Consider the following 24,172-nt stretch of genomic DNA (forward strand, 5'->3'; position numbering starts at 1 on the left):
TATTGTTGGGGAGCACATAGAGGGAGCGATATACACCTATGCCCAGGCGCGCACAGTATACCATCAAATGGCTAGCTGAGCTGAATGCCTACTCTTTTACTGGACCAGCAGGTGAAACAGTTCCTTCCCTGCAAAGTGAGGAATGGCAACAATGGCTTGGGGAGCATACGGCCTTTGCCTTTCATGGGCGTAATGGTCAGCTTAACCTGCTCAAGGAGCGCCGCCGGTCAGGTGAAGGCTACTGGTATGCCTACCAGCGCCAGGAGACAGGCATGGTCAAGCGTTACATAGGGCGGAGCGAGCAGTTAAGCCTGGAGCGCCTGGAAGAGGTTGCGGCTCTATTAGGGCATGAGCGTAAGGGTGGCCCGCTACTTGCGTATGCGTCTACTGGGTTACCAGTAGACGCATACGCAAGTAGCGTCGTCCCACCCCCACAGTTTGAGCCACTCTTGATGCCCAAACTCCAGCTGCCCCGTCTTCAGAGCTCGCTTCTCCCTCGCGAACAACTCTGGAGCTTGCTAGACAAAGGCCTGGAGTATAAACTGACCATCGTCGCTGGACCAGCAGGCTACGGCAAGACGACAGCGGTCAGCCAGTGGGCCGCAGAGCGCGGCAAGCAGGAAAAATTTCCCCGCGTCGCCAGTCTCACCCTGGACGAGGGCGATAACGACGTGATCCGCTTCTGGCGCTATATCATCGCCGCCTGCCAGGCCGCATATCCAGGCTGTGGCAAGGAGGCACTGGAGATCCTGCGCGCCCATCGCCTGCCTCCCTTTAAACCACTGCGTATGATGCTCACGGCCCTGCTCAATGAGCTTAGCCAGTTTGAGCATCCCGCAGTGCTCATCCTGGATGATTGCCACGTGCTACACACACCCCAGGTAATCGAAACGCTGAGTTTCTTCCTGGATCACCTACCGACCTCGCTGCATCTCTATATGCTCATTCGTGGCAATCTTCCCTTCTCGATAACACGCCTGCGCGCACGCAACGAGCTATTTGATATCTACCCTCCTCACCTGGCCTTCTCTCTGGAAGAGACACACGTCTTCTTTGAGCGCGAACTCCTCTTCCCACTCACACCCAAAGAGGTACGCCAGATTCACGAGCATCTTGAGGGTTGGGGCACAGGATTGCGTCTGCTAGCTATGTCCATTACAGGAGCCAACAATAGGCGCGAAGTAGAACAGATCCTGCAAACCTTTACGCGTAGTCATTGGAGCGTACGTGCCTATCTCTTTGAAGAGGTGCTCCACACGCTCACGCTTGAACAGCAGGAGTTTCTCTTAGAATCATGCATACTCCCGCTCGTCAATGCCGAGCTGTGTGATGCCATCTATGAACGCAAGGATAGCGCAGCATTGCTTCAGGTCTTGCGCACAGGCGACCTCTTTTTGATTCCACTTGATACCTCTGCAACATGGGCACGCTATCACTCACTCTTCGCCGATACTATGCGCCAGGAGGCACATAAGCGCCTGGGCGAGCCGCATCTGCACAGGCTCTTAGCCCGCGCCAGTGCCTGGTATGAAGCACATAATCTCTATGCAGAGGCGATTGAGACGGCACTCGATGCCACCAATTTCATGCGCGCGCTCGACCTGCTTGAGCGCTTTCTCAAGGAGAAGCTTCCCCTGGCCACTCAGGAACTATACACACTGCATCGCTGGTTTAGACGCCTGCCTGAAAAAGACTTGGCACACCATCCCGACCTCTGTGTACACTATGCTATGACCCACCTATTCCTCTTGATGGAAGAGCCACAACTCCACCCCGGCAGAGAACGTATAGACCATTTATTGCGCCTGGCAGAACAGCGCTGGCGCGACGCCAATAACACAGAGAAGCTAGCCGAGATCTTTGCTTTCCGCGCGCTTCTGACACGCCAGGAGGGTAACATTCTCCAGGCGGTGACCTGGGCCAGGCAAGCCCTGGCCTGGCTTCCACAGCAGGATCGTACCTGGCGCAATCTCGCCCTGACAGTCGTAGGAACGGGAGAGATTCTGGCTGGCGACCTGCGAGAGGCGCGAAGAGTCCTCCTAGAAGCCCTGGCACTTAACGAACAGCAGGGCAATTTTCTCTACGCACGCGCCACACGCGGAATGCTGGCCTGGGTGGGCTGTGAACAGGGAGCACTGCATCACACCGCCGAACAGTTTCGCCAGATGCTTAGCGAATCCCGAGCACAAGAGGATCGCGACGATATTGCGCGCAGCCTGTATGGACTCGCCCAAATCTACTATCAGTGGAACGACCTGGAGCAAGCAGAAAAGATGACGCATGAAGCCCTGGAGAAGGCGGAACAAATTCAAACCGAAGAAGTACAGGCACAAGCCATCATCCTCCTGGCCTTGATTGAGCAAGCCCAGGGACAGGGCGAGCAAGCGCAACAGCGCCTGACTGCCTGGCTGGTACGCACATCCACGCCTCACACGCCTTTAAGCTATCAACTCTACCGCGAGGTGCAGGCCTGCCTGGCACGGCTTCAGCTTGCGCATGGCAATCTAGCTGCTGTAGAGCGCTGGTCTAGCAATGTAGAGCAGAGCGAGGAGGCCCTGCCACTCCTCAAGCGCCAGCGCGAACACATCCTCAAAATACGCTACCTGCTCACTCAGGGGAATACCCCTGTCGCCCTGGAGCGACTCAAACACATCTGTGCAGAAGCTCAACGAACTGATCACATCGCCCTTCTGCTCGAAGCCCAGGTCGTCATGGTCCTGGCCTACGCGCGGCAGGGAACACAGACACAAGCACGAGCACAACTTCAGGCTCTCCTGGAGGCCACGCACAGCGAGAAGCACACACGTCTCTTCCTCGACGAGGGCGAGGAGATGGCCCTGCTCCTGCGCAGCATCCTCCCTCAACTTACAGACAAAACCCTACGCAACTATACCCTACACCTGCTCAACGCCTTCGCCTCAGCCAGCCCAACGCCAGCACAGCCGAGCGCCCCCAATACCTCACTCTTGCTCGAACCCCTTAGCCCACAGGAAGAGCGCGTCCTGCGCCTGCTGGCCTCTGGCAACAGCAACGCCGATATCGCCCGCGAGCTTGTCGTCTCCGTCAACACCATCCGCACACAGCTTCAGAGCATCTATCGCAAGCTCAACGTCACCAACCGCGTCGAAGCCAGCAACATCGCCCGGCAACTTGGTCTCGTCTAAGTATCTAGCGGTTGATGCAATATTGACAATTATGATATTAAGCCTTACCATGAAATGCCTGAGGTAAATAACAAGCGGACAGTTATGTACACCCCACCTATGGAGTAGCTGCATGGAAACGAGACAACCTTCCCGCTCAAAAATTTTTTTTGAGGAAAAATCCCTCGGCTTTGACCGCCTGATCATGCTCTGCGACGGCATATTTGCCATTGCGATGACCTTGCTTGTACTTGATATTAAGCTGCCTGAAGGCGTACAGGCAGGAGCACTACATGAGGAACTGGGCAACCTCCTGAAGAAAAGCATCTTCTATCTGATCACCTTCATTACTGTGGCTGGTTATTGGGTGAGCCATCGCCAACTCATGACATATATCAAGCGCCAGGATGGACCCTTTACTACACTCACATTCTTATTTTTGGCCTTTGTCGTCTTTTTCCCCGCCTCCTTTAATGTCCTGGTAACCGCTGGGAACTCGGCTGAAGTTGTCATATTTTACACCCTCGTCCTGGTAGGCTGTGGCCTCTCGTCATTCTTGCTTTGGGCCTATGCCTCGTGGAAACACAGATTAATCGATGCAGCAATCAGCCAGCATGAAATTATTACACGCTGCATTCGTATTCTGATCATACCCATCTATTTCTGCCTCTCCCTCACCCTGCTAACCATCCCAAACATTGATGCAAACGCAGTGTTCTATAGCTGGTTCCTGCTCCCTATAGTCGCCAGAATCGCTCATGTCATCAGTGGCAGGATTGAGAAGCGCCTCACGCACCATCACACAATCGCATCAACGGAACCAGAGAGCAAAACACCGGTTTCCGGCGAATAATATGCCAACCTTTGAACTCAGTATAAATAGGGGTGCCTTACCTGTAATCCTTGCCGCTCCAGGCTAATAAAGCGCAGCGAAAGTGCCTGAGCCTCTTCGTAGCGCCCCTGCTTAAAATAGAGCGAGGCCAGGTTGGTAAGGCTGATGGCAAGGTAAGGAGATTGTGCACCAGTAAGTGACTGCTCGCAGAGCTGAATGGCCTGTTGGAAGAGTTCTTCCGCTTGCTGAAGTTGACCCCACTTTACGCAAAGTTGAGCCAGTTCGCTGAAAGAGGCGGCTAGCAAGGAATGCTCCGCCTCCTTTGCCAGCAGAAGCTGGCTACTATATAATGCCTGCTGGAAGAGTGTCTCCGCCTCTTCTTTGCGACTCTGCTCGGCATACAGAGCACTAAGCTTGCTGAGGCAATACGCCACATAGGATTGGTAGCGATGCTCCTGCTGGCGCTCGTTCACCTGGATGGCCTGTCGCAGGAGTTGTTGAGTCTGCCTATAGCGTCCCTGCGCGCTAGACAGCGTTGCCAGGATGCTCAAAACATAGATCATATCGGGATGGTCTGGCTCACCAAGTTCCTCTAACATATCTCGCGCCCGCACTCCAAAGGACTCCGCCTCCTCATAGTGTGTGTGCGCAAGGAGATACCCCGCGACTTTCGCGCTCAGGAGGGCGATGGGATGCGCTATCATATTCCAATGCTCAGCATGGGACAGAGCAGTATAAACGTGAGGTAGGAGCCACTCACACTGCTGCCAGTAATCCTCGTGCAACAGATCGAGTGGAAAGAGCGCTTCGAGCATACGTGCAACCATCAATATCCACCACTGTCGCTCCTCCTGAGGTAAGCTTTCTCGCACCACCATTTGCACCAGGCGATGCATGGTGAGCAATTTTTCGCGCGCACTACGACCAATCAAGGAATAGGCCAGCAGTTCCCTCAGAGCCATATTGCGTCGCAAAGGCTCTGAAAGCAGTGAACGCAAATCTGGATCAAGAAATGACGCACCCTGACTTATCATTTCCTCGGGAATACTCTCGCCTGCCAGAAACGCGCAGAGCGTGAGCAGTTCCACGGCACCTGTTTGCCTGCCTTGTATTCTCTCGATAGAGACCTGAAAGGTTTTGAACACAGAGAGGGAATATCCAGAAATGTCTGCTTGTTGTTGCAGCAAGTCGACTGGATGTGCCTTCAGCAGGCACAGAAACTCGCCAGGCCGACATTGCGTCTCTTCAATATATGTCGCAGCCTGGTCAAGAGCCAGAGGCAGACCACCCAACACCTCCACAAGCTCATCCGCCTCGAATGAGTGTATATCACGCTCTTGCTCCCCAGGAAAAACTGGAGGCAACTCATCCTGCCCCAGACGTCCAACTAGAAATGCACGCCCCTCCGCCACTGTAAATGGCTGTAATGGCACAATATGTCCCAACCCTTGAAGAGCTGTAAGGCGCGTGGTAAGGAGTATGGCACCCGAGCGTGCCGGAGGCAAAAACTCTTGAAGGAGGGCAAGCTCTTCTACATTATCAAAGATCAGCAGCCAACCTGAGTGATTGATGAGCCAGTGCAGAACTGAAGAAATAATTTCATCCTCCAGCCTCAGCCCTGGAGAGATTTGTAAAGCGCGTGTTATGGCCTGAAAACTAATAAGAAGCGTATCGCGAGTGCTCGCATTGCACCAGAAAACTGCGCTATATTCCTCTGCATGAAGGTAGGCATATTCAAGAGCTGTTTGTGTCTTGCCAACGCCTCCCAGACCGCTCAAGGCGTAGCAACTAGCACCGACTGTCTCTGTGAGCCGAGCATGCAGAGCTTGTAATAGTTCCTCGCGCCCGGTAAAGAAAGGGTTGCGCGGATAGGGTACATACCAGTAAGCGGAGAGGGCTGTCAAGCTGGCCTCCAGAAGTTGACGCGTCTCCTGAATATCAAGCTGAAGTTGGCGGGCCAGTTCCAGAACCATACCCTTGCTATCTGGCAGAAAGTCGCCACGTTCCCAGGTGCCAATGGTATTACGATGCACACCAAGGCGGGCCGCAAGACGCTGCTGGCTCAGCCCCTGCCGCTTACGAAGTAATTTTAGCAGTTCACCAAAGGTGGTCGCTTCAAGCGGTTCTCTCTTCTGCATATCTCCTCGCTCCACTCGCTTGCTCTCAATTGCACAATTGATTCGTGCATCGCCTGTCCTATTATATCCATAGAGCTTATTGGTCATTCAAACACAAAGGAACGAACAAACCAATGAAATTTGCAAAAACAGTATTCCTGGTCGCAGGAATTTACGGTATTGCGGTGATTGCACCCCTCTTTCTAACAGAAGGGGTTATTAATGCTACGCAGCCACCAGCCATCACCCACCCTGAGTATTACTATGGTTTTGTGTGTGTGGGGCTGGTGTGGCAGCTACTCTTCCTGGTGATAGCACGCGATCCAGCGCGCTATCGGCCAATCATGCTGCTGGCAGTCTTAGAGAAGGCCTCCGGGATAGTATTTCTCCTGCTCGTCTTTCTCCATCGATCCCCGCCAAATATGCTTATTGGAGGTGTGGACGTGCTTCTCGGTATCCTCTTTCTTGTTGCCTATGTCAGAACGGCGCCCGCCCGGGTTCAGCACGCAACAGTTGCACGCAGTTCCGGAGCATAACCATGCTCATCGACCATTACATACGGGAATGATTTGTCCCCACCTCGCTCCCCGCACTTACGGTGCCTAGCATAGTGTGTGATGCTGGCGTGACTCAGTCACGCCAGCATCACACACTATGCTAGGCGAAAATTGAGTATCATTTGAGCATGCTCCAACAGACTTCATCCCTTCAATCATCCATAGAATCATGCATATGTGCGATGCTGGCTCATCCATCTGAAGCTTATAGTAGGGGCAGTTATCAAAGCACTACTCGATTGGAGCACAGATATGAGCACATCAGAGATCTCTACTTTACCACCAGAGGGCACAAAGCGAACGTCTAAGCGGAAGATTATCTTCTTCCTCGCCGTGGTGGCTTTCCTGAATACCATGGGCTTCACGATTATTGGTCCTGTGGTCCCGTTTATGACCCGTCAGTACCTGGGCAACCCGAACGACCTGGCCGTCGTGGTGGGCTGGCTACTCTCCATCTATGGCATCTGCCAGATGCTCGCGGCCCCCGGCCTGGGTCTGTTAAGCGACTGCTATGGCAGGCGGCCAGTCATCTTCATCTGCCTGCTGGGTTCGGCCATCGGCTACCTGCTCTTTGGATTGGGGGGCGCGCTCTGGATGCTCTTCCTGGGCCGCATTATTGATGGTCTGACCGGAGGCAACTTTAGCGTCCTCTTCGCCTATGTCGCGGATATCACCGAGCCTGAAGAGCGTGGCAAATACTTCGGCATCTTCGGCGGGATCTCGGGCGTAGGCTTTATTGTGGGCCCAGCCATCGGCGGCCTGCTGGCAAATGTCAGCTATAGCATGCCCTTCCTCGTTGCGGCAGGAGTGACGCTGCTCAACCTGGCCTGGGGCTTCTTCTTCCTGCCTGAGAGCCTGGATAAAGAGCATCGCCTGACCACCATGCGCCTGCGCGACCTCAATCCTCTCGCCCAACTAGGCACTGTATTCAATATGGCAAATCTGCGCTGGCTGCTCCTGGCTGGCTTCTTCTACGCCTTTCCGTTCGCAATCTTGCAGGCCAACCTGACTATCCTGATGCGCGACAGCCTGGGCTGGAACGCGACGGACGCGGGCCTCGTCTCGACGCTCGTAGGAGTTGTGGATATCCTGGTACAGGGTGTGCTGGTAGGCAAGCTCATCGACATCTTTGGCGACATCAAAGTGGGCATCGGCGCGCTGGTACTGGTCGCGATCAGTTACCTCCTGCTTGGGTCAATTGCCCTGGTCGCCTCACCAATTCTATTGATCGCGGGCGTAATCCTCTTCTCAGGTTCGGGTGGGCTGGTCGAGAATGCGTTGCGTGGTCTAACCTCGCGTGCGGTGGGACCCAAACAGCAAGGCCTGGTGGGTGGCGCGAGCCAGTCGATGCAATCCCTGGCCTTGATCCTGGGTCCGATCCTTGGTGGTGTGCTCTACACCCAGTTCGGACACGCCGCGCCCTACTGGAGCGGCGCGTTGATCATTGGACTGGCTATCCTCTCCGTTGTTCTGGCACTTCCAGCTCTGCGCGCAGCACGACGCTACTAAAGTACGCGTCTACATATAATGGAGCGTGCCTATGTATAATGATACGATATATGTTGTGCCACCTCTTATACCGGATCGTCCACCTGGGCGATCCGCATTATTTCTTCGGCCAGTTCGCGTAGGGCCACACGTAACTCGGGCGGTTGACGGACCACAAAGGGGAGGTCCAGGTTGACGAGGTAGCGCGCGAAGGCAGGCAGATGCACATGATGCGTCTTGAGGAGCGTTCCAGTGGCAGTAGCGCTCAACTCGCCATGCGAAGAAGGAACCTTATGTCGTACCTCGTAGAGCGGCACCTGGAACTCGACTTCGATCTGCCACCTATTGGGGATGCTACCCAGGTGCTTCATCACATACGCCTGGCAATCGAAGTCCTCGTCACGTGTGAATGTCTCATCCAGAAAGCGCACACTATCGACGCGATCCAGGCGAAAAAGGCGCGGGGCCTGGCGCAGGCAACAATAGCCAACAACATACCAGTGGCCCTTCCAGCCCACTACGCCATAGGGTTCGATATCGCGCTGAGTCTCCACGTTATGGTGCGAGCGATATGCTATCGCGATCCGGCGCCGCGTCTGCACCGCCTCACTGACATTGACCAACAATTCGGCATCTGGGCGTTCATCCCGCTGCTGGGGCGAGAGGATCATATGCGAAGAAATCGCCTGTAAACGCTCGCGCCCACGCAGAGGCAGAACGCGATACACCTTGGCGAGTGCCCCCTCAAGGGCCACAGAAGGCAGGCTGACCTCCAGCCAGGGGGCTCCCAGCAGTGCCAGGACCAGTACCGTCGCCTCCTCTTCCGTGAAAAGCAACGGTGGTAACTTGAAGCCAGGACGCAAGCGGTAGCCTCCACCGGGACCACGCGCCCCCTCAACGGGCATACCCATCTCCTGAAGCATCTGGATATAGCGCCGCACGGTGCGCGGCTCTACCTCCAGGCGACGCGCCATCTCCTCTCCACTCATCTGCGAGTGCGTTTGCAGCAACTCCAGAATCGTCAGCAAGCGCGTCGTCGGATGATACATTACCTTCCCTCGCTTATGTATTCTTTGTATCTCTCATTAGAAATGTATTTTATCCTCTACCACTGATAAAGTACAATATTTTCCCTTGCCCTACATAAACTTCCAATTCTCCTCGGCTCGCTGCGCAAGCCGTTGGTATAAGGGGTGTGTGCATGGAAAACGGTCATAGCCGTTTTCCATGCACACACCCCTTACCCTTAAGCGACGCGGGCGCGAAAACTTACGCAAAGGCAGCCTTTACCGCTTGGAGGCTGGTACTATACCAGTAAGAGAGAGGCAAAAAAAGAAGGAAGCTCATGCATTCAGAACACCCTCTGTTTCAAGAAGATAGCAATACCTGGACTCCTGGCCTGACCGCATCGTCGCGACTTTCTGCACTTACGCAAGAGATGTTCGATGTCTTCTGGATTTTAACGCCAGCAGGAGAGATACAAGCCATTAGTTCTAGCTGGCAAACACTTCCTGACCAGCAGGATTTTGCAGATCCTGGTCGAGGGTGGCTTGATGCTGTTCATCCCATGGATCGGCAGCAAGGAGAAGAGGCGCTACACGAGGCTATCAACTCCGGCCTTACAAGCGAACTGGTATGCCATATCCGTGGCGATGATAACTCATATCACCTGGTACACCTGCGTTTTATCCCTGTACGTGAAGCTTCCGGCATGATCAACGAAGTTCTGGCCTGTGGCAATAACCTTACCAGGCAGATGCAAACGGAACAGATGAGCGAGGCACAGATACAGCTTGCCTTGAAGGCTTCTGGCGTAGGCATGTGGGATTGGAACCTTAAGACTGGTGAACTAGTATGGACAGATCAGAAACGAGCCCTCTTTGGTTTGTCACCAGAAATCCCCATCAGCGATGAACGTTTTTTGGAGGCGTTACACCCTGACGACCGTGAACGCGTTCACCAGAGCAACATGCAGGCCGTAATTGAGAAGCAGGAGTATAACAAGGATTATCGTACGATCTGGCCCGATGGGAGCGTGCACTGGCTTACCGACCGGGCGCAAGTCATCTGTGATGAAACTGGAAAACCGACACACATAGTTGGCGCCACGCTGGACATCACTGAGCTAAAACACACAGAAGAAGAACTCCAGGCAGCCAAAGACGAGGTAACCATCATTCTCGAAAGTATCACCGATGCCTTTCTCTGCCTCGATTCACAGTGGCGTTATTTCTATATAAACCAGCGCATGGAAACATATTTGGGCAAGAAACGCGAAGAGGTATTGGGCAAGGATATGTGGGAGGTTGTACCTATGCTCCTCGACACAATATTTGAGGATCGCTACCGCACAGCGATGGCAACACAGCAAGCAACACATTTTGAAGCATTCCATCCCGCCTTCCAGCGTTGGGTCGAGACACGTGTGTATCCTCAGCCCGATGGGCTATCAATATACTTTCACGATATCAGCGAACGGAAACAGATAGAAGAGGCCCTAAGAGAGAGCGAAGCCCGCTTTAACCGCCTTAGGGAATCCAATATCATTGGTATAATAACAACGGATAGGGAAGGCAACATTCTCGAAGCCAACGAGGCCTTCCTCTCGCTTCTTGGCTACACGCAAGAAGACCTGGCGGCAGGCAAGATAAAGTGGGCGATTATCACCACTCCCCAGGCGCAAGCAAGGGACGTTGAGGCCATAGAGGAGGCACTGAGAACGGGTGTTGCCCAACCATATGAAAAAGAATACATCACCAAAGGTGGTAAGCGCGTGCCTGTGCTCATTGGGCGCGCGCTCTTCCGTCGGGAAGGCTCACCCCCATTATTTCTGTGTTTCGTCCTGGATCAGACTTCGCGCAAGGAGGTGGAGAAACAAAAAGATCTCTTCCTGGGTATAACCGGTCACGAACTCAGAACCCCCCTGGCCGCTCTTCGAGGAACGCTCCAACTAATCGAACGACGCCTCAGGCGCTTTATCAACAAGACGGATAATCTCTCTCCAGAGATGGTCTCATTCTTTGAGGGTATGCAGAAAAACCTGGCGAATGGCGTCCGGCAAGTCGATGTCCAAACCCACTTAATTAACGACTTATTGGATGTCTCACGTATTACATCTGGCACCTTAAAGCTCTCATTACAGCGCTGCGACCTGATCCCCATCATACGCGAAACCGTCGAAGACCTCCGCTTAGTAGCCCCTGAGCGCCAACTTCTACTTGAATTGCCAGAAGACACGCCGGTCAACGTCCTGGTTGATCAGAACCGCATCGGCCAGGTGATAACGAACTATGTGACAAATGCCATCCGCTATTCGAGCCCAGATCAACCGGTACACATCGGGTTAGCCGTTCAGGAGAATATGGCCCGCGTCTGGGTGCGAGATCACGGGCCGGGCCTCTCAAAAGAAGCTCAGGAGAAGGTCTGGCGCTGCTTCCACCAGGTCAAGGAGGTGCCAGTGCAAAGCGGCTCAGGGAAAGGTCTGGGCCTGGGCCTATATATCTGTCAAACCCTCATAGAACAACACCATGGAGAGGTGGATATTGAAAGCACTCCTGGCAAAGGCTCAACCTTCTGGTTTAGCCTCCCTCTCGCTAATGAAAATAAATAAAAATTTGCTTGAATTTAGGACCAAATCTCTCCTCTACTCGTGATATGCTACCTATGCAGATCAAGAAACGTGAGAAACAAAGATTGTATCTTTGTTTAAAAGCAGGAAAAGGAGCCTCTGATGAAATTCGCCTCTATGCGTCTACTGGTTAATGATTTTGCGACCTCGGTTCGCTTCTGGCATGGCCTACTGGGATTAAACATGACCTATAGCGATGAATCAATGGGCTACGCCTATTTTGAGACTGGCAGCACCGGGATAGAACTCTACCAGCGTGATGGCTTCGCCTCAGCCCTGGGCGAAGTCACCCCTACTGCCGCTCCCACGGGTCGCCAAACGGTACTGACCTTTGGTGTGGACGATGTAGATACCACCTACGCCGACCTCATTAAACGCGGTGCCGTCGAAGTCTCTGGGCCACATGACCGCCCCGAATGGCGCGCCCGCACAGCCCACATCAGCGACCCCGATGGAAACCTCGTCGAGCTATACAGCCCTCTCCAGGCCTCTGAACTACCAACTGCATAACAGCCCCGCCTGGCGCTGCTCAAGCATGTTTTTACGTATTAACAGTCTATTATATGTAAACACATACTTGAGCAGCGTAGGTCAACCACAGTTCACTGCCACCATACACTATCAAGGGGAAAATATGAGCAATCGCACAACCATCTCAAAAATTACCATAAACGCATCAGCCGCCCGCATATGGGACGCAATCACGAAGCCAGAGTTGGTAAAGCAATGGCAGTACGGCTCCGACCTCATTACCAATTGGCAGGTAGGCAGCCCCATCGTCTTCCGCAATGAGTGGGAGGGCGCAGTCTTTGAGCAAAAAGGCACGATCCTGGAAGTTAAGCCACAAGAGCTGGTCAAGTACACCCTCTTCTTTCCTCACCCGGACCTGGAGGATAAGCCAGAGAACTACTTTACCATGACCTACCTGCTAGAAGACACCAGCGACCAGACAACGCTCACTATCATTCAGGATGATCCCAGAGAGATGCCGCCACAGGAATCGTCTGAAGAGGGTGAGAATGGAGTAGGTGAGGAGAGCGAGAACAACGTACTGACTACCCTGAAGCGGCTCATCGAGGGATAACCTTATGGCAAGTACTGAAAATTTGCCCACCATTGGGTTCACCACACAACAAGACTGGGAATCATGGCTACACGAAAAACATGACGAGGCAAAGGGCCTCTGGCTTAAGCTCGCAAAGAAGGAGAGCGGCATCCCATCTATTTCGTATGCAGAGGCTCTAGATGTAGCCCTCTGCTACGGTTGGATCGATGGGCAGAAGGCCTCATTAGATGAGCAATACTGGCTGCAAAAATTTACACCGCGAGGGGCCCGGAGCATGTGGTCGCAGGTCAATCGCGAGAAGGCAATGGTGCTTATCGCGGAGGGCAGAATGCAGCCAGCGGGACAGAAACAGATAGAGCGGGCGAAAGCTGATGGACGCTGGGAGCACGCCTACGAGTCACAGAGCAAAATAGGTATCCCTGACGACTTCCAAAGCGAGCTGGACCAGCACCCACTGGCAAAGGAGTTTTTTGCTACCCTAAATAGCAGGAACCGCTATGCCATCCTCTATAGTATTCAAACAGCGAAGAAGGCTGAGACCCGCTCAGCCCGCATCCAGAAGTTTATAGAAATGCTCTCTAGACAGGAAAAAATCTACTCATAGCACTTGAAACAAAACGAGGCAGCCACTCGCCTGGGAGGTCTGGGAGGCACCGCAGATTTAGCAAACAAGCCATTTAGCGCCTCCCTTCCCACAAAACGCGCTCGGCCTGGTGAGGATCGTCGATGACCTCTGAGAGTGTATTGAAGTTCATGGTGGCACGCCGCTTCAGGTCGTAGCGCGGCCAGCCCGGATCACCATATTTGGCGAAAGCCACCCAGGAGGCATGCATCTCGTCAGCTAACTCCTGCGGAGGATTGTCGCCCAGAAGGTTATAATATTCCGGCATATGCAGATTATCAAAGACAAAGGGAATTTCCAGGGTATGGGACGCACCCAGGCGATCATCAAACTGGCGTGAACGCCAGGTAAACTCATACATATAGGCCGTGTCTCCACGTTCCGCGACTGCTTCGGCCAGGCGTATAGCCGGAATACGGAAGACCTGATCCGTCATAATGGCTGTCAAGATATCACCACGGCTCCCCTCCGGCAGCAAGGCGCGATAGGTTGCCAGCGTCTCCTCTAAGGGAAGTCCATACGCCGTGATGATCGTGGATAGGTATTGATCGGTGACGGCGTCGACCAGGCCAGGAGGAACAGTGAAGAAGCGATACTCTTCGCTATTTGTCCCCACCAGCACCTCAGCACCCTTACCAGCCCCGGCAAAAATATGCTTGATCGGCAACTGGGGCAGGACATTACCATCAATGGTCGGCTCAAATGGCATCAGGTTGACAAGCACCTCGCCCCAGAGCTCAGGATCAGGGCGCTTAATAACATCATTCGCTAACTCTACCTGAGCCACGACCAGGCGCTCAAGCGGAATAGCCGCCAGGGCATCGGGAGTAGCTTCGACCTGGAGGAGTTCAGCGAGATACTGTGTCACCAGTCGCGCGGTCTCAGGTGTATGCGCATGGTGGCCTGCGCCACTCTGCGCGATAGCCCGGCGGAAAAGTCCCTCCGCGCGCGGCATGGAGAGCAGCGAAGTAACGCTCATACCACCAGCGGATTCACCAAAGATCGTTACATTGCTGGCATCACCGCCAAAGGCTGCGATATTCTCGCGCACCCATTCAAGCGCGGCGATCTGGTCAAGCAGGCCACGATTGGCGTTCCCATCGCCCAAATAGAGAAATCCATCGATTCCGAGGCGATAATTAATGGTTACGCACACCACACCATCGCGCGCGAAACGACTGCCATCGTAGGTTGGGATCGCGCCCGTTCCATTTCTAAAGGCTCCGCCGTGAATCCAGACCATAACTGGAAGACCTGCGTGTCCGGTATCAGGCGTCCAGACATTCAGATTCAGGCACTCTTCGCCAGCGATTACTGGCTCAGGAAGCAGGACATCGAAAGGGGGGAAATAAGGTGGCTTAGGTACGGTAGGGCCATAGGTAAGCGCATCGCGAACGCCATCCCAGGCCGGAGCTAGCTGAGGTGGCAAAAATCTACGCGAGCCAAAGGGTGCAGCCGCATAAGGAATTCCCTTGAAGGCGAACACGCCATCTACCAGGCTCCCACGCACCGCTCCCTGACGTGTCCTGACAACTGTGTTCATAGACACCTCCTGTGTATTGGCAGGTCTTCCTCGACCCGCCTGTTTATAAACCAGCAAGGGCATACACTTAAAAGCAGAAATGCATTGCTGCTTGTTTGTGCATCAAGTGTATCACATGCTTATTTCTCTTTTCAAGAAGCAAACAGGCAAAAAGAGAGCATCTTCAGCGCCTGACATGAAGATGCTTTCTTTTCCTAATTTAGTGCTTACTTGCTAAAAATGCTCATGGGAAGGAAGGCTCCCACGAGGAAGTTAGGCATATCGACTACTTCGCAGAGCTTGAGATCAACGGCTACGCTACAGAGCATATAGGCCTCCACCCGCGATAAGCCATAGGTGGTGTGCAAATGCTCAATCATATGGCGAACGGCGCTGCGTGTGGCCTCCAGTAGATCAGGAGCGATGCCATCAGTAGCATAATACCTATCGGTATTCGTGCGTGGAGTCAAGGGACCGGCAGTCAGAAAATGTGGCTGCCGGACCTTTTTGTCTTTATGCACCGTGAGGCGAACGGTTGCCCGCATAGGCGTTTCGATAGCGGTACCGCAGACCTCGCCATCGCCCTGGGCGGCATGACCATCCCCAATCGAGAAAAGCGCACCTGGAACTTGCACGGGCAGATAGAGATGCGCACCCTTCGTAAGATGCTTGGTATCCATATTACCACCATGATGATACGGTGGAATGGTCGAGAAGGCCCCAGGCTCAGCTGGAGCCAGGCCGATCTCACCACAGAAGGGGCTCAAGGGAATGCGAATACCAGGCGCGAATTCGCCCCAACCATCCGCTCCTGCACTCAAGTCCCAGATTTTGAGCACAGGCTCAGGAAACTCGTCGGCGAGCAGGCCAAAGCCAGGAATATTCGCGGTCCACCCCCAACTGGCTGGCTGCAAATCGAGCATCTCGACTTCGAGCGTATCGCCGGGCTCAGCCCCTTCAACATAGATGGGTCCATTGACCTGGTCCACTCGCGAGAAATCCAGCGTCTTCAGGGTCTCAACCGTGCTATCAGGCTTTATTTCGCCATTGGAAGCATCCAGCAGGTCGAAGAAGACCTCTTCGCCCGACTGGATAGTGGCCAGCGGAGGAATGCTGTTATCCCAGGCCTGGTGCCACTGGTGCTGGTGAATCGTACGCCTCGTCTTTTTTCCGGAATCCGTTGTCATAATGCGTAACCGTCCTTCCTATTCAACTTCGGCGGTAATGCTGTCACTCTCCTTCAACAGATGAGGAGCGCTCCTCGTCAGCACAGCCACGATGATGATTCCGACTACCAGCCATACCGCCACGATGGGGCCAGCCAGGTTCAGCGGCGCCGCTGGCAGGGGCACAAACTGGAAGTACAAGACAAACAAGAGGATGATAAAGGGAATAAGCGGCACAATCACGTGGCGCAGAATGTTGAACTCCTCTGGATGACGCCTGCGATAGAAGAAAGGCACCGAGACGCAGGTAGCCATATACACCAGAATGATAGGCAGGGTCAGGATGGTACCCAGCAGGGCGAACGCCGTAGTTGTACCATAAATGAAGCCCGGCAGTAGTGAGAAGACGAGGGCGATCACCATCGCGAAAATGATTGCTACATATGGAGTGCGCGTGTTGTTGAGGCGTGCCAGAACCTTTGGTAGCGCCCCGGTACGCCCCATGGCGTACAACATGCGAGATGATGCTGTCACGCCTGCATTCGCATTCGCCAATGCACTATTGAGAATAGCGAGAATAACAATAAAACTGAAGCCACCCCAGGCATTCTTAGCCATTGTGCCCCAGGGATCGGCGTCCGCCGAATACTTGGCAATCTGTGCCGGTCCCCAGCCAACCACACCTGCATAGGAGCAGAAGACATAGAAGATACCAATGCAGAGCGCCGACAAAAGGATGGCCCGTGGAACTGTACGGCGCGGATTCCGCGCCTCCTCCGCCAGTGGGGCCGAGGATTCAAAGCCCGCAAAGGCCAGGAGCACGAAGATCATCCCAAAGAACACCCCCTGCCAACCATTGAGACCAGGTAACAGACTGGAACCTGGATTGAAGACTGCCAATGTATTGTTTGGCGAAGTAGCAATTAACCAGATAGAGAGCGCGACAAAGACGACAATTTCAATGATGCCCAGCACGATACCAGTATCAGCAGAAATTTTGATACCAAATATCGTCAGTGCAAAAATGAGAAGCGCAAAGGCCACGGTCCAGAATGGCCAGCCCAACGAGACGTGAAAGAGACCACTCATAAAGGAGTCCGCGACCGGCCCCAGCACCAGGAGCTGAAAAGGCACAATCAAGAGATACGCCAGGTTAAACAGCCAGCCCGTCAGCCAGCCTGCCTGTAAACCAAGCGACTGCCCCACATAGGTGAAATAGCCGCCAGCCGAGGGCAAGTGTTTGGCCAGGGAACCAATGCTCAAGGCAATCAGACAGCAGACCACCAACGCAATAATGACCGCCAGGGGCAAGGCGCCTCCCGTAAAGGCGATAGCAGCTCCCAGGCTGAACGAAACAGCCGAGGCAGGCGCCATAGTGGTAATGGATTGAAATAACACACCTGGAAGTCCGATTGTGTTTGCCCGCAACTCTTGCGGTGCTGCGGGTTTGACAGAAGAAGTTTCCATAAATACTTAACGCTCCTTCTCATGAATAAATGCAAACTATGTACATAGGCGAGTTTGGGCGGTTTACACATTTGCATACGCTTGCCTCTAGGAGGCGACCAGGCTATAGGGATAATTATATCTTTTTGATTTGTACAGTTTCAACAAGAAGCGCTTTTAAAAGCAAAGTTGCGAGATTTGCTACCTGGCTCCTTATGACAAATGTCATAAGGAACTAATGACACCCTTCACTACTGGAAACAGCCTCCTCCAGCTACACTTAGAACTGTCGAGGATACCTGAAGCATAAAGCCTTCAGACCTCACACAACACTTTGGCAATCCAACATACTCATAACAAACATCTATATGCTTTATACAGCGACGACCTACTTTGCCGCCCCGTGGACCTTTATGCCACTGCCTGCCGCCACTGCCAGCCACCATTGAAGCCGTCCTAGGCTGGGTGATACGTGAGGGAGTCACCAACATTATCAAACATAGCCGGGCTCAGCACTGCACCCTAAGCATTTCCCAGCATCCTCACAAGCTCCACCTTGTACTTACTAACGACGGCCCTATGGCAAGTAGCACAACAAAGGGAAATGGGCTGCATGGCACGCACAATCCCGAGACTTTCGCCCTGCGTGAATGGGGTGATCCCTCGCCCAAACTACAAGCGCGCATGCGTGCCATGTTCCCGCCACAGCTCCCTTACTTGTATAGCAGATATAAAGCGTACTACTTGCGTACGCACCTACATTTTGCAGTAGGTGCGTACGCAAGTAGCACCCTACAGACAAATCCGATTTTTAAGCCTGGTCAGGCTCCAGCAAGCTCAAGCACATGTGCAACACGTCGCCCTCAAGCCAGGTGGTATAATCGATGCCCTTCACCACGCCTACAAGACGCGCCTGCTCACCTAGCCAGCGGGCAAAAAAGGCCAGTTCTACGTGCCAGGCTTTCAGGTGCTCGCGTAGCACACCCAAGGCGGCCTTTAACAGCCAGCTATCGCCTTCTCGTTCCAGAGAGACATTGCTGGCACCATGCATCAAGGCCATGACTGTGGCGCTCTGCCTCGCCTGGCGCTCAAGTAACTGCGCGTCTGCTCGCTCTCCAGCCGCAAGCGGCACTGGCTGCATAAAGAGGCGCGCCGCATCTTCCGGGCTAAGCGCTCCCTGTTGCGCCAGGGCGCAGGCATACGCCGTCCAGGTTGTGAGGTATGATTGTAGCCGGTTCGTGGCCTCTTCCGCTGGTAGGGTATCGATAGAAACGTGGTTAGAGATCATCAAAACGCTCCTTTGCTTTTTTTGTGACAGCAAGAAGGCACGCCTGTTTTGACAACAGGCGTGCCTTCTTTTCCGTCTTTTCCAAACAAAACAGGCCACCCCTTTTTGGGATGACCTTATTGCGAGATAAATATATACCATGAAATGATGTGTGTCAAGGAGCAAATCAGGAAGGTAAGATATGTGGGTGGAAAACGGCAAAGCCGTTTTCCACCCACATATCTTACCCCGCTCGCTCATCTATCCCTGGTAAGCAACTGGCTTGCCGCTGCCGGGCTGGGCAAGCACTCTCCCCTGGTCATAGGCCAGGTGGCCCCGCAGGAAGACACGCTGAACCTTGCCTTTGATGCGCGTTCCAGCAAAAGGAGTCCAGCCGCAGCGCGAGAGGATCTGCTCGTTGCTAATGACGTACTCTTCCTCGGGATTGATCAGGACGATATCGGCATCCTTCCCTACCTGTAACGCGCCCTTGGTCTTGAGACCAAAGATCTCCGCCGGGTTGACGACACAGCGCTCGATCACGGCCTCCAGGCTGACTTTGCCCTGGCTTACGGCATTGAGCAGCAGGGGGAGCATAGTCTGCACACCCGTCATACCCGATGGTGCCTTACTGTATGGCTGTTCCTTCTCTTCACGGGTATGGGGAGCATGATCTGTGCCGATGGTATCGATGATGTTGAAGTAGCGCCAGAGCGCCGCCTGATCGCTTTTGCTTCTCAAGGGCGGGTTGACCTTGCCGAAGTTGCCCAGGCGATGCTGGTCCTCCTCGTTCAAGAAGAGGTGCAGGGGCGTGACCTCGCAGGTGACACGTACCCCCTTCTGCTTAGCCTCGTGAATCAGTTCCATCTCGCGCTGAGTGGTGGTGTGCGCAACATGGAGACGCCGCCCGGTCTTCTCAGCGATGGCGATGGCCCGCCCCAGTGCGATCTGTGCGCTGACAGGGGGGCGCGCCTGGTTGTGGTCTTGCAAACCTAGCGCGCCAAAATACTTGAGCGATTGCTCATCCTCTGCATGGACGACAATGGGTTTCTCCAGGGGAAAAGTCGAGAAATGGCGGTAGATGGGAGAAAACTCGGTCACCAGCAGCGAGCCAGTGGAGGAACCCATATAAAGCTTCATGGCCGCGACCTCGCGCGCGATGGTGGCGGCCTCTTCAATATTGGTATCAGTCGCGCCCAGGTAGAAACCATAATCGACCACGGCCTTGGTGCCGGCAATAGCTGCCTTCGCGGTCAGATGCGGCAGACTATCGGTTGGCGGTTGCGTATTGGGCATATCCAAAATAGTCGTCACGCCACCCGCCAGCGCGGCCAGTGTACCCGTATAAAAGTCTTCCTTGTGGGTCGCGCCGGGATCGCGAAAGTGCACATGCGTATCAATAAAACCAGGCAGAACAAGCAGGCCTTCGGCGTCAATCACGTCCTCGCCCGGCTCAGGCGTAAGTTCGGGCGCAATCTGGACGATACTTTCATTCTGCACACGAATATCGAGCCGCGTTGGCGCATATGTCGAGGCCACAAGCCCATGACGAATCAACATATCCATCTCTCCTTCTATACCTGAGGTGAGTGTATGGGTTCTGTTTGCTGGCCTCCGTCCAGCAAACAGAACCTATACACTCACCTCCTATTGCCCATTTCTTGAATTACCATTATACTTGAAACGCTGTTCTATTGCTTGATGAGTTTGGAGAGATAGGAGCCCATGCTATATAAAGCCCTTATTCGCCCTGTTATGTATCGTTTATCCGCTGGTGACCCGGAGGACGCGCACCACTGGTTGATGAATCGCCTGGCCTGGATCTCTCACTATCCGGCCCTGCTCAAGACTATCGAGGTAGCCAACGCGTACAACTCACCCGGCCTGGCACGCGATGTCTTTGGCGTACACTTTCCCAACCCGATTGGCCTGGCGGGCGGCTTTGACAAGAATGGGATTGCGCTTCCGGGGCTGGCTGCAATGGGCTTTGGCTTTATCGAGGCCGGCACTGTGACGCGTTATGCCCAGCCCGGCAATGAGCGGCCACGCATCTTCCGCTTCTCAGAGAACGACGCACTCATCAACCGTATGGGTTTTCCCAATGATGGCGCCGACGCCGTTGCGCAACGCCTCTCCCGACTTCCTCGCCCCTCGATTCCCATTGGCTGGAGCATCGGCAAATCTAAGGTTACGCCTCAAGAAGAGGCTATCGAAGACTATCTCTACTCCCTGCACAAGCTGCATGACTTCTCCAACTTCTTCACCGTCAACGTCAGTTCACCCAACACACCCGGCCTGCGCAAGCTCCAGGATAAAGAGCCACTGGATCGCTTGCTCCACGCCGTCGTCCAGGAAACACAGAGCATCGCCTCAGAGAAGGGCACAACGCCGAAGCCAGTTCTGGTCAAGATCGCGCCCGACCTCACCCAGGAACAGATCGACGACGTCATTGAGGTCTGCCTGGCACGTGGCATTCGGGGCATCATCGCCACCAACACCACGCTCTCACGCGAGGGCCTGACCCGCAGCACCAGCGAGGCTGGCGGACTCAGTGGGCGCCTACTGCACACACGCTCCCTGGAGATCGTGCGCTACCTCTGCAAAAAGCTAGACGGTAAGACCCCTGTCATCGGCGTCGGCGGCATCTTCGGTCCAGACGACGCCAGGCGCATGTTTGACGCAGGCGCCAGCTTGATCCAGATCTATACCAGCTTCATCTACGAAGGTCCCGGCATCGTCAAACAGATCAATAAAGTCCTAGACAGAAAATAGGCTGCCCGACGCACAGGGCCGTTTAGCCAACATCCCGGCGCTGGAAGCCGAGCAACCCGGTGAGGGTGAGTATCGCGGCTACACAGACCAGACCACCGAGGGGCGCGATGCTCAATTGCGCTGCTGGCAGACGGGAGGCGTAGACAAACGGTGAGATGATCAATATGGATGAGTTTGCTAGATGCAGCTCAACAAGTAGTTCCAGGACCAGGAAACCCGCCAGTACAATCCAGCTTAAGTATCCGGCCACGCGAGGCCAGAAGCCGTATAACGCCATCGTAATCCCGACTAGCACCCAGATTGAGGGCAGCCGTACAAGCGTAGCAAGCAGGAGGCGCGGGAGCTCATAAGCTACGTCGCCCGTGCTCAATCCATATACAAGGCCCATCGCCAGGCCAAGAGCGCCCAATACAACCGCTGGACCAGCAAACGCCAGAAGCAGATGACTGGTTACCCACTGTACACGACTAACTGGGGTCGCCAGGACAAGATCAGCATGCGTTGCCGTCTCCTCAGAGCGCAGCCGGAGCGTGGTCTGGATCGCGTACACTGAGAGAGCCTGGGTCAGGAGATAGATGATCAAGGCGAAGAAGCCATCGACCGGGCGCGCGTTAGTGCCTACATTGGCAATCAGGGCATTGAGCTGGCTACTGGCGTTCAACTGCTCTGTCGCGCTCTGAGCGACACCACCTAGAGCCGCACCAAACCCGGCAAAGGCGATAACCCAGATAAGCAGCGTCCCCCAGTGTAGTCGCCAGGCTAAAGTAGGTGCGTTACGCAAGCCTGGTGAGGCCGTAGCAGAGGCGAGCCGTGATGGCAGCAAGCCAGCGCCAAGGTCGCGTCGTGAGGCAAGTGTATAGGCCACAGCAATAAGTATGATGACAAGGCCAAGCATAGGTACGAAGAAACCCCAGGATTCGTGAGCGAAGGGATGAACATTTTCAGCCCAACTGAACGGCGACACCCATACCAACCAGGAGGCTCCGCGCACATCACCCAAGGCGCGCAATACATAGAGCAGAGCCAGAAAGGCGCCCATGATGCCCCTGGCGCTTCCAGCGCTTGTCGTCAACTGAGCGGCTACGCCTCCAAGTGCGGCGAAAATCCACCCGGCGGCGGCAAACGATAGGCCGAGCGCAATAGATCCTGAGGCTGGGAGACCCAGGCCAATCAATCCGCCAGCGATAAGAGCGGACACTACCAGGTTAGCAGCAAACGTCGCGATCAGGCTGGCCGATAACGCTGCATGCCGACCTACCACAGTCGAACCCAACAATTCACTTCTGCCTGATTCCTCTTCTGTGCGGGTATGGCGAATGACTGTGAGCAGGCTTGCCAGGCCTAATCCGAGTAAGCCCCACCCTCGTGTTCGCCACGCTGTAAGGCCACCAATGGATGGGTCGAACACGGGTCCGATCATCATGATCTCCGTTGGATTGTTTGTCGTCTCATTGGCAAATGCCTGGCGTGCCTCAACGGTGGGATACGTTTTGGGTAAGGCTGCCGCGACGCCGACCGTAAGAGCAGCCAATGCCACGATCCAGATAAGGAGTATGAGCCGGTCCCGCCGCAAGATCAAGCGGATCAGCGAGCCGGTGCCAACAAGGGTATTCATTTGGATATCTCCACGGACCTGCTACGCGAACCATTGTCCGCCGATTCCTGCGTCTGGTAATGCCTCAAGAACAATTCCTCCAAAGTCGGTGGCTGGCTTACCAGGCTTCGCAGACCAAGCGACGTAAGGTAGTGCAGCACACTGTTCAGCTCAGCAGTATCTACCTCGCAGCGCACCTGGCTCCCCTCGACCCGCAAGCCATGCACGCCGGGCAACTCGGCCAGCCCGGATGGCACCTTTGCCAGCTCAGCCCTGAGCGAGGTTCGTGTGAGGTGGCGTAGTTCGGCCAGCGTCCCACTCTCCACCGTTCGACCATTGCGAATGATGCTAACCCGGTCGCAGAGGGCTTCCACCTCGTCGAGAATGTGACTGGAGAGCAAGACGGTACGCCCTTTCCGGCGCTCCTCCGCGATGCAATCACGGAACACAGCTTCCATGAGTGGGTCGAGACCGGAGGTTGGCTCATCCAAAATGAGAAGCTCCACATCGGAAGCCAGCGCCGCGACCAGGGCAACCTTCTGCCGATTCCCTTTCGAGTAGGTACGAGCCTTTTTCCTTGGATCAAGCTCAAATCGCTCCAATAGTTCCGCACGACGTTGCGGGTTAAGGCCGCCTCGCAAACGACCAAGCAAGTCAATCACCTCGCCACCAGAGAAGTTGGGCCACAGAGTGACATCGCCGGGCACATAGGCAAGGCGGCGGTGCAGCTTGATAGCATCCTCCCACGGGTCTCCATCGAGCAGCCGAACTGAGCCAGCATTAGCACGCAGCAGACCGAGCAGTATACGCAAGGTCGTGGTTTTTCCGGCTCCGTTGGGACCCAGGAAGCCATGCACATCACCGGCACGCACGGACAAATTAAGTCCATTCAGCGCGCGCGTCTGGCCAAACGCTTTGACTAGACCAGCGACTTCAATCGCTATTGTCATGA

General features: G+C 54.5%; 18 protein-coding genes. 9 read left to right on the forward strand and 9 right to left on the reverse strand.

Going from position 1 to position 24,172, the window contains the following annotated elements:
* The first annotated feature begins 38 nt into the window (after positions 1–38).
* Both JMJ16_RS03640 and JMJ16_RS03645 read left to right on the forward strand, forming a co-directional pair.
* The gene (locus tag JMJ16_RS03640) at positions 39–3,164 is read left to right on the forward strand and encodes a LuxR C-terminal-related transcriptional regulator (protein ID WP_201378479.1); all 3,126 of its coding nucleotides are present in this window, start codon (positions 39–41) and stop codon (positions 3,162–3,164) included.
* Between the two features lie 112 nt (positions 3,165–3,276).
* Positions 3,277–3,996: a TMEM175 family protein gene (locus JMJ16_RS03645; protein ID WP_201378480.1), complete on the forward strand. Its 720-nt coding sequence runs from the start codon at positions 3,277–3,279 to the stop codon at positions 3,994–3,996.
* 17 nt (positions 3,997–4,013) lie between these two features.
* Here the strand turns inward: JMJ16_RS03645 and fxsT are convergent, their stop codons facing one another.
* Positions 4,014–6,113, reverse strand: a complete 2,100-nt coding sequence (fxsT, locus tag JMJ16_RS03650; RefSeq protein WP_201378481.1) for an FxSxx-COOH system tetratricopeptide repeat protein — start codon at positions 6,111–6,113, stop codon at positions 4,014–4,016.
* A 113-nt stretch (positions 6,114–6,226) separates the two neighbouring features.
* On the opposite strand from fxsT, the gene JMJ16_RS03655 reads away from it, so the two are divergent.
* A complete protein-coding gene (locus JMJ16_RS03655) occupies positions 6,227–6,628 on the forward strand; it encodes a hypothetical protein (protein WP_201378482.1) in 402 nt (133 codons plus the stop codon).
* Positions 6,629–6,901: 273 nt separating this feature from the next.
* Positions 6,902–8,158, forward strand: a complete 1,257-nt coding sequence (locus JMJ16_RS03660; protein ID WP_201378484.1) for an MFS transporter — start codon at positions 6,902–6,904, stop codon at positions 8,156–8,158.
* 65 nt (positions 8,159–8,223) lie between these two features.
* On the opposite strand, the gene JMJ16_RS03665 is transcribed toward JMJ16_RS03660, so the two are convergent.
* A complete protein-coding gene (locus JMJ16_RS03665; RefSeq protein WP_201378486.1) occupies positions 8,224–9,186 on the reverse strand; it encodes a YafY family protein in 963 nt (320 codons plus the stop codon).
* Positions 9,187–9,482: 296 nt separating this feature from the next.
* On the opposite strand from JMJ16_RS03665, the gene JMJ16_RS03670 reads away from it, so the two are divergent.
* The 4 genes from JMJ16_RS03670 to JMJ16_RS03685 all read left to right on the forward strand — a co-directional run bounded on the left by JMJ16_RS03670 (position 9,483) and on the right by JMJ16_RS03685 (position 13,435).
* Positions 9,483–11,747 (forward strand): PAS domain S-box protein, encoded by a 2,265-nt coding sequence (locus tag JMJ16_RS03670; protein ID WP_201378487.1) that lies wholly within the window; start codon positions 9,483–9,485, stop codon positions 11,745–11,747.
* Positions 11,748–11,867: 120 nt separating this feature from the next.
* Positions 11,868–12,275, forward strand: a complete 408-nt coding sequence (locus JMJ16_RS03675; protein ID WP_201378488.1) for a VOC family protein — start codon at positions 11,868–11,870, stop codon at positions 12,273–12,275.
* Positions 12,276–12,399: 124 nt separating this feature from the next.
* On the forward strand, positions 12,400–12,849 hold the full coding sequence (locus tag JMJ16_RS03680) for an SRPBCC domain-containing protein (protein ID WP_201378489.1): 450 nt from the start codon (positions 12,400–12,402) through the stop codon (positions 12,847–12,849).
* A gap of 4 nt (positions 12,850–12,853) precedes the next feature.
* On the forward strand, positions 12,854–13,435 hold the full coding sequence (locus JMJ16_RS03685) for a YdeI family protein (protein ID WP_201378490.1): 582 nt from the start codon (positions 12,854–12,856) through the stop codon (positions 13,433–13,435).
* A gap of 73 nt (positions 13,436–13,508) precedes the next feature.
* Here the strand turns inward: JMJ16_RS03685 and JMJ16_RS03690 are convergent, their stop codons facing one another.
* The 5 genes from JMJ16_RS03690 to JMJ16_RS03710 all read right to left on the reverse strand — a co-directional run bounded on the left by JMJ16_RS03690 (position 13,509) and on the right by JMJ16_RS03710 (position 20,414).
* Entirely contained in the window at positions 13,509–14,996 is a 1,488-nt protein-coding gene (locus JMJ16_RS03690) for a carboxylesterase/lipase family protein (protein ID WP_201378491.1), read from the reverse strand.
* 206 nt (positions 14,997–15,202) lie between these two features.
* On the reverse strand, positions 15,203–16,162 hold the full coding sequence (locus tag JMJ16_RS03695; protein WP_201378492.1) for an acetamidase/formamidase family protein: 960 nt from the start codon (positions 16,160–16,162) through the stop codon (positions 15,203–15,205).
* An 18-nt stretch (positions 16,163–16,180) separates the two neighbouring features.
* Complete coding sequence (locus tag JMJ16_RS03700; protein ID WP_201378494.1) at positions 16,181–17,608, reverse strand: APC family permease; 1,428 nt, start codon at positions 17,606–17,608, stop codon at positions 16,181–16,183.
* Between the two features lie 790 nt (positions 17,609–18,398).
* Positions 18,399–18,875 carry a hypothetical protein gene (locus tag JMJ16_RS03705; RefSeq protein WP_201378496.1) on the reverse strand — a complete coding sequence of 159 codons (477 nt, stop codon included), beginning with the start codon at positions 18,873–18,875 and terminating at the stop codon, positions 18,399–18,401.
* Positions 18,876–19,115: 240 nt separating this feature from the next.
* Positions 19,116–20,414, reverse strand: a complete 1,299-nt coding sequence (locus tag JMJ16_RS03710; RefSeq protein WP_201378497.1) for a dihydroorotase family protein — start codon at positions 20,412–20,414, stop codon at positions 19,116–19,118.
* Positions 20,415–20,579: 165 nt separating this feature from the next.
* On the opposite strand from JMJ16_RS03710, the gene JMJ16_RS03715 reads away from it, so the two are divergent.
* Entirely contained in the window at positions 20,580–21,626 is a 1,047-nt protein-coding gene (locus tag JMJ16_RS03715; RefSeq protein ID WP_201378498.1) for a quinone-dependent dihydroorotate dehydrogenase, read from the forward strand.
* A 22-nt stretch (positions 21,627–21,648) separates the two neighbouring features.
* Here the strand turns inward: JMJ16_RS03715 and JMJ16_RS03720 are convergent, their stop codons facing one another.
* Complete coding sequence (locus tag JMJ16_RS03720; RefSeq protein WP_201378499.1) at positions 21,649–23,241, reverse strand: ABC transporter permease; 1,593 nt, start codon at positions 23,239–23,241, stop codon at positions 21,649–21,651.
* On the reverse strand, positions 23,238–24,170 hold the full coding sequence (locus JMJ16_RS03725; protein WP_201378500.1) for an ABC transporter ATP-binding protein: 933 nt from the start codon (positions 24,168–24,170) through the stop codon (positions 23,238–23,240). Before JMJ16_RS03725 ends, JMJ16_RS03720 begins: the two co-directional genes overlap by 4 nt.
* Positions 24,171–24,172 lie beyond the last annotated feature (2 nt).

Source organism: Ktedonobacter sp. SOSP1-52 (assembly GCF_016587395.1).

Excerpts from the sequence above, each read along its gene's own strand:
- JMJ16_RS03645 (WP_201378480.1), top strand. The coding sequence starts at position 3,277 with ATGGAAACGAGACAACCTTCCCGCTCAAAAATTTTTTTTGAGGAAAAA.
- JMJ16_RS03715 (WP_201378498.1), top strand. The coding sequence starts at position 20,580 with ATGCTATATAAAGCCCTTATTCGCCCTGTTATGTATCGTTTATCCGCT.
- JMJ16_RS03690 (WP_201378491.1), bottom strand. The coding sequence starts at position 14,996 with ATGAACACAGTTGTCAGGACACGTCAGGGAGCGGTGCGTGGGAGCCTG.
- JMJ16_RS03665 (WP_201378486.1), bottom strand. The coding sequence starts at position 9,186 with ATGTATCATCCGACGACGCGCTTGCTGACGATTCTGGAGTTGCTGCAA.
- JMJ16_RS03655 (WP_201378482.1), top strand. The coding sequence starts at position 6,227 with ATGAAATTTGCAAAAACAGTATTCCTGGTCGCAGGAATTTACGGTATT.
- JMJ16_RS03680 (WP_201378489.1), top strand. The coding sequence starts at position 12,400 with ATGAGCAATCGCACAACCATCTCAAAAATTACCATAAACGCATCAGCC.
- JMJ16_RS03720 (WP_201378499.1), bottom strand. The coding sequence starts at position 23,241 with ATGAATACCCTTGTTGGCACCGGCTCGCTGATCCGCTTGATCTTGCGG.
- fxsT (WP_201378481.1), bottom strand. The coding sequence starts at position 6,113 with ATGCAGAAGAGAGAACCGCTTGAAGCGACCACCTTTGGTGAACTGCTA.
- JMJ16_RS03685 (WP_201378490.1), top strand. The coding sequence starts at position 12,854 with ATGGCAAGTACTGAAAATTTGCCCACCATTGGGTTCACCACACAACAA.
- JMJ16_RS03705 (WP_201378496.1), bottom strand. The coding sequence starts at position 18,875 with ATGATCTCTAACCACGTTTCTATCGATACCCTACCAGCGGAAGAGGCC.
- JMJ16_RS03700 (WP_201378494.1), bottom strand. The coding sequence starts at position 17,608 with ATGGAAACTTCTTCTGTCAAACCCGCAGCACCGCAAGAGTTGCGGGCA.
- JMJ16_RS03695 (WP_201378492.1), bottom strand. The coding sequence starts at position 16,162 with ATGACAACGGATTCCGGAAAAAAGACGAGGCGTACGATTCACCAGCAC.
- JMJ16_RS03660 (WP_201378484.1), top strand. The coding sequence starts at position 6,902 with ATGAGCACATCAGAGATCTCTACTTTACCACCAGAGGGCACAAAGCGA.
- JMJ16_RS03675 (WP_201378488.1), top strand. The coding sequence starts at position 11,868 with ATGAAATTCGCCTCTATGCGTCTACTGGTTAATGATTTTGCGACCTCG.
- JMJ16_RS03710 (WP_201378497.1), bottom strand. The coding sequence starts at position 20,414 with ATGTTGATTCGTCATGGGCTTGTGGCCTCGACATATGCGCCAACGCGG.
- JMJ16_RS03640 (WP_201378479.1), top strand. The coding sequence starts at position 39 with ATGCCCAGGCGCGCACAGTATACCATCAAATGGCTAGCTGAGCTGAAT.
- JMJ16_RS03725 (WP_201378500.1), bottom strand. The coding sequence starts at position 24,170 with ATGACAATAGCGATTGAAGTCGCTGGTCTAGTCAAAGCGTTTGGCCAG.
- JMJ16_RS03670 (WP_201378487.1), top strand. The coding sequence starts at position 9,483 with ATGCATTCAGAACACCCTCTGTTTCAAGAAGATAGCAATACCTGGACT.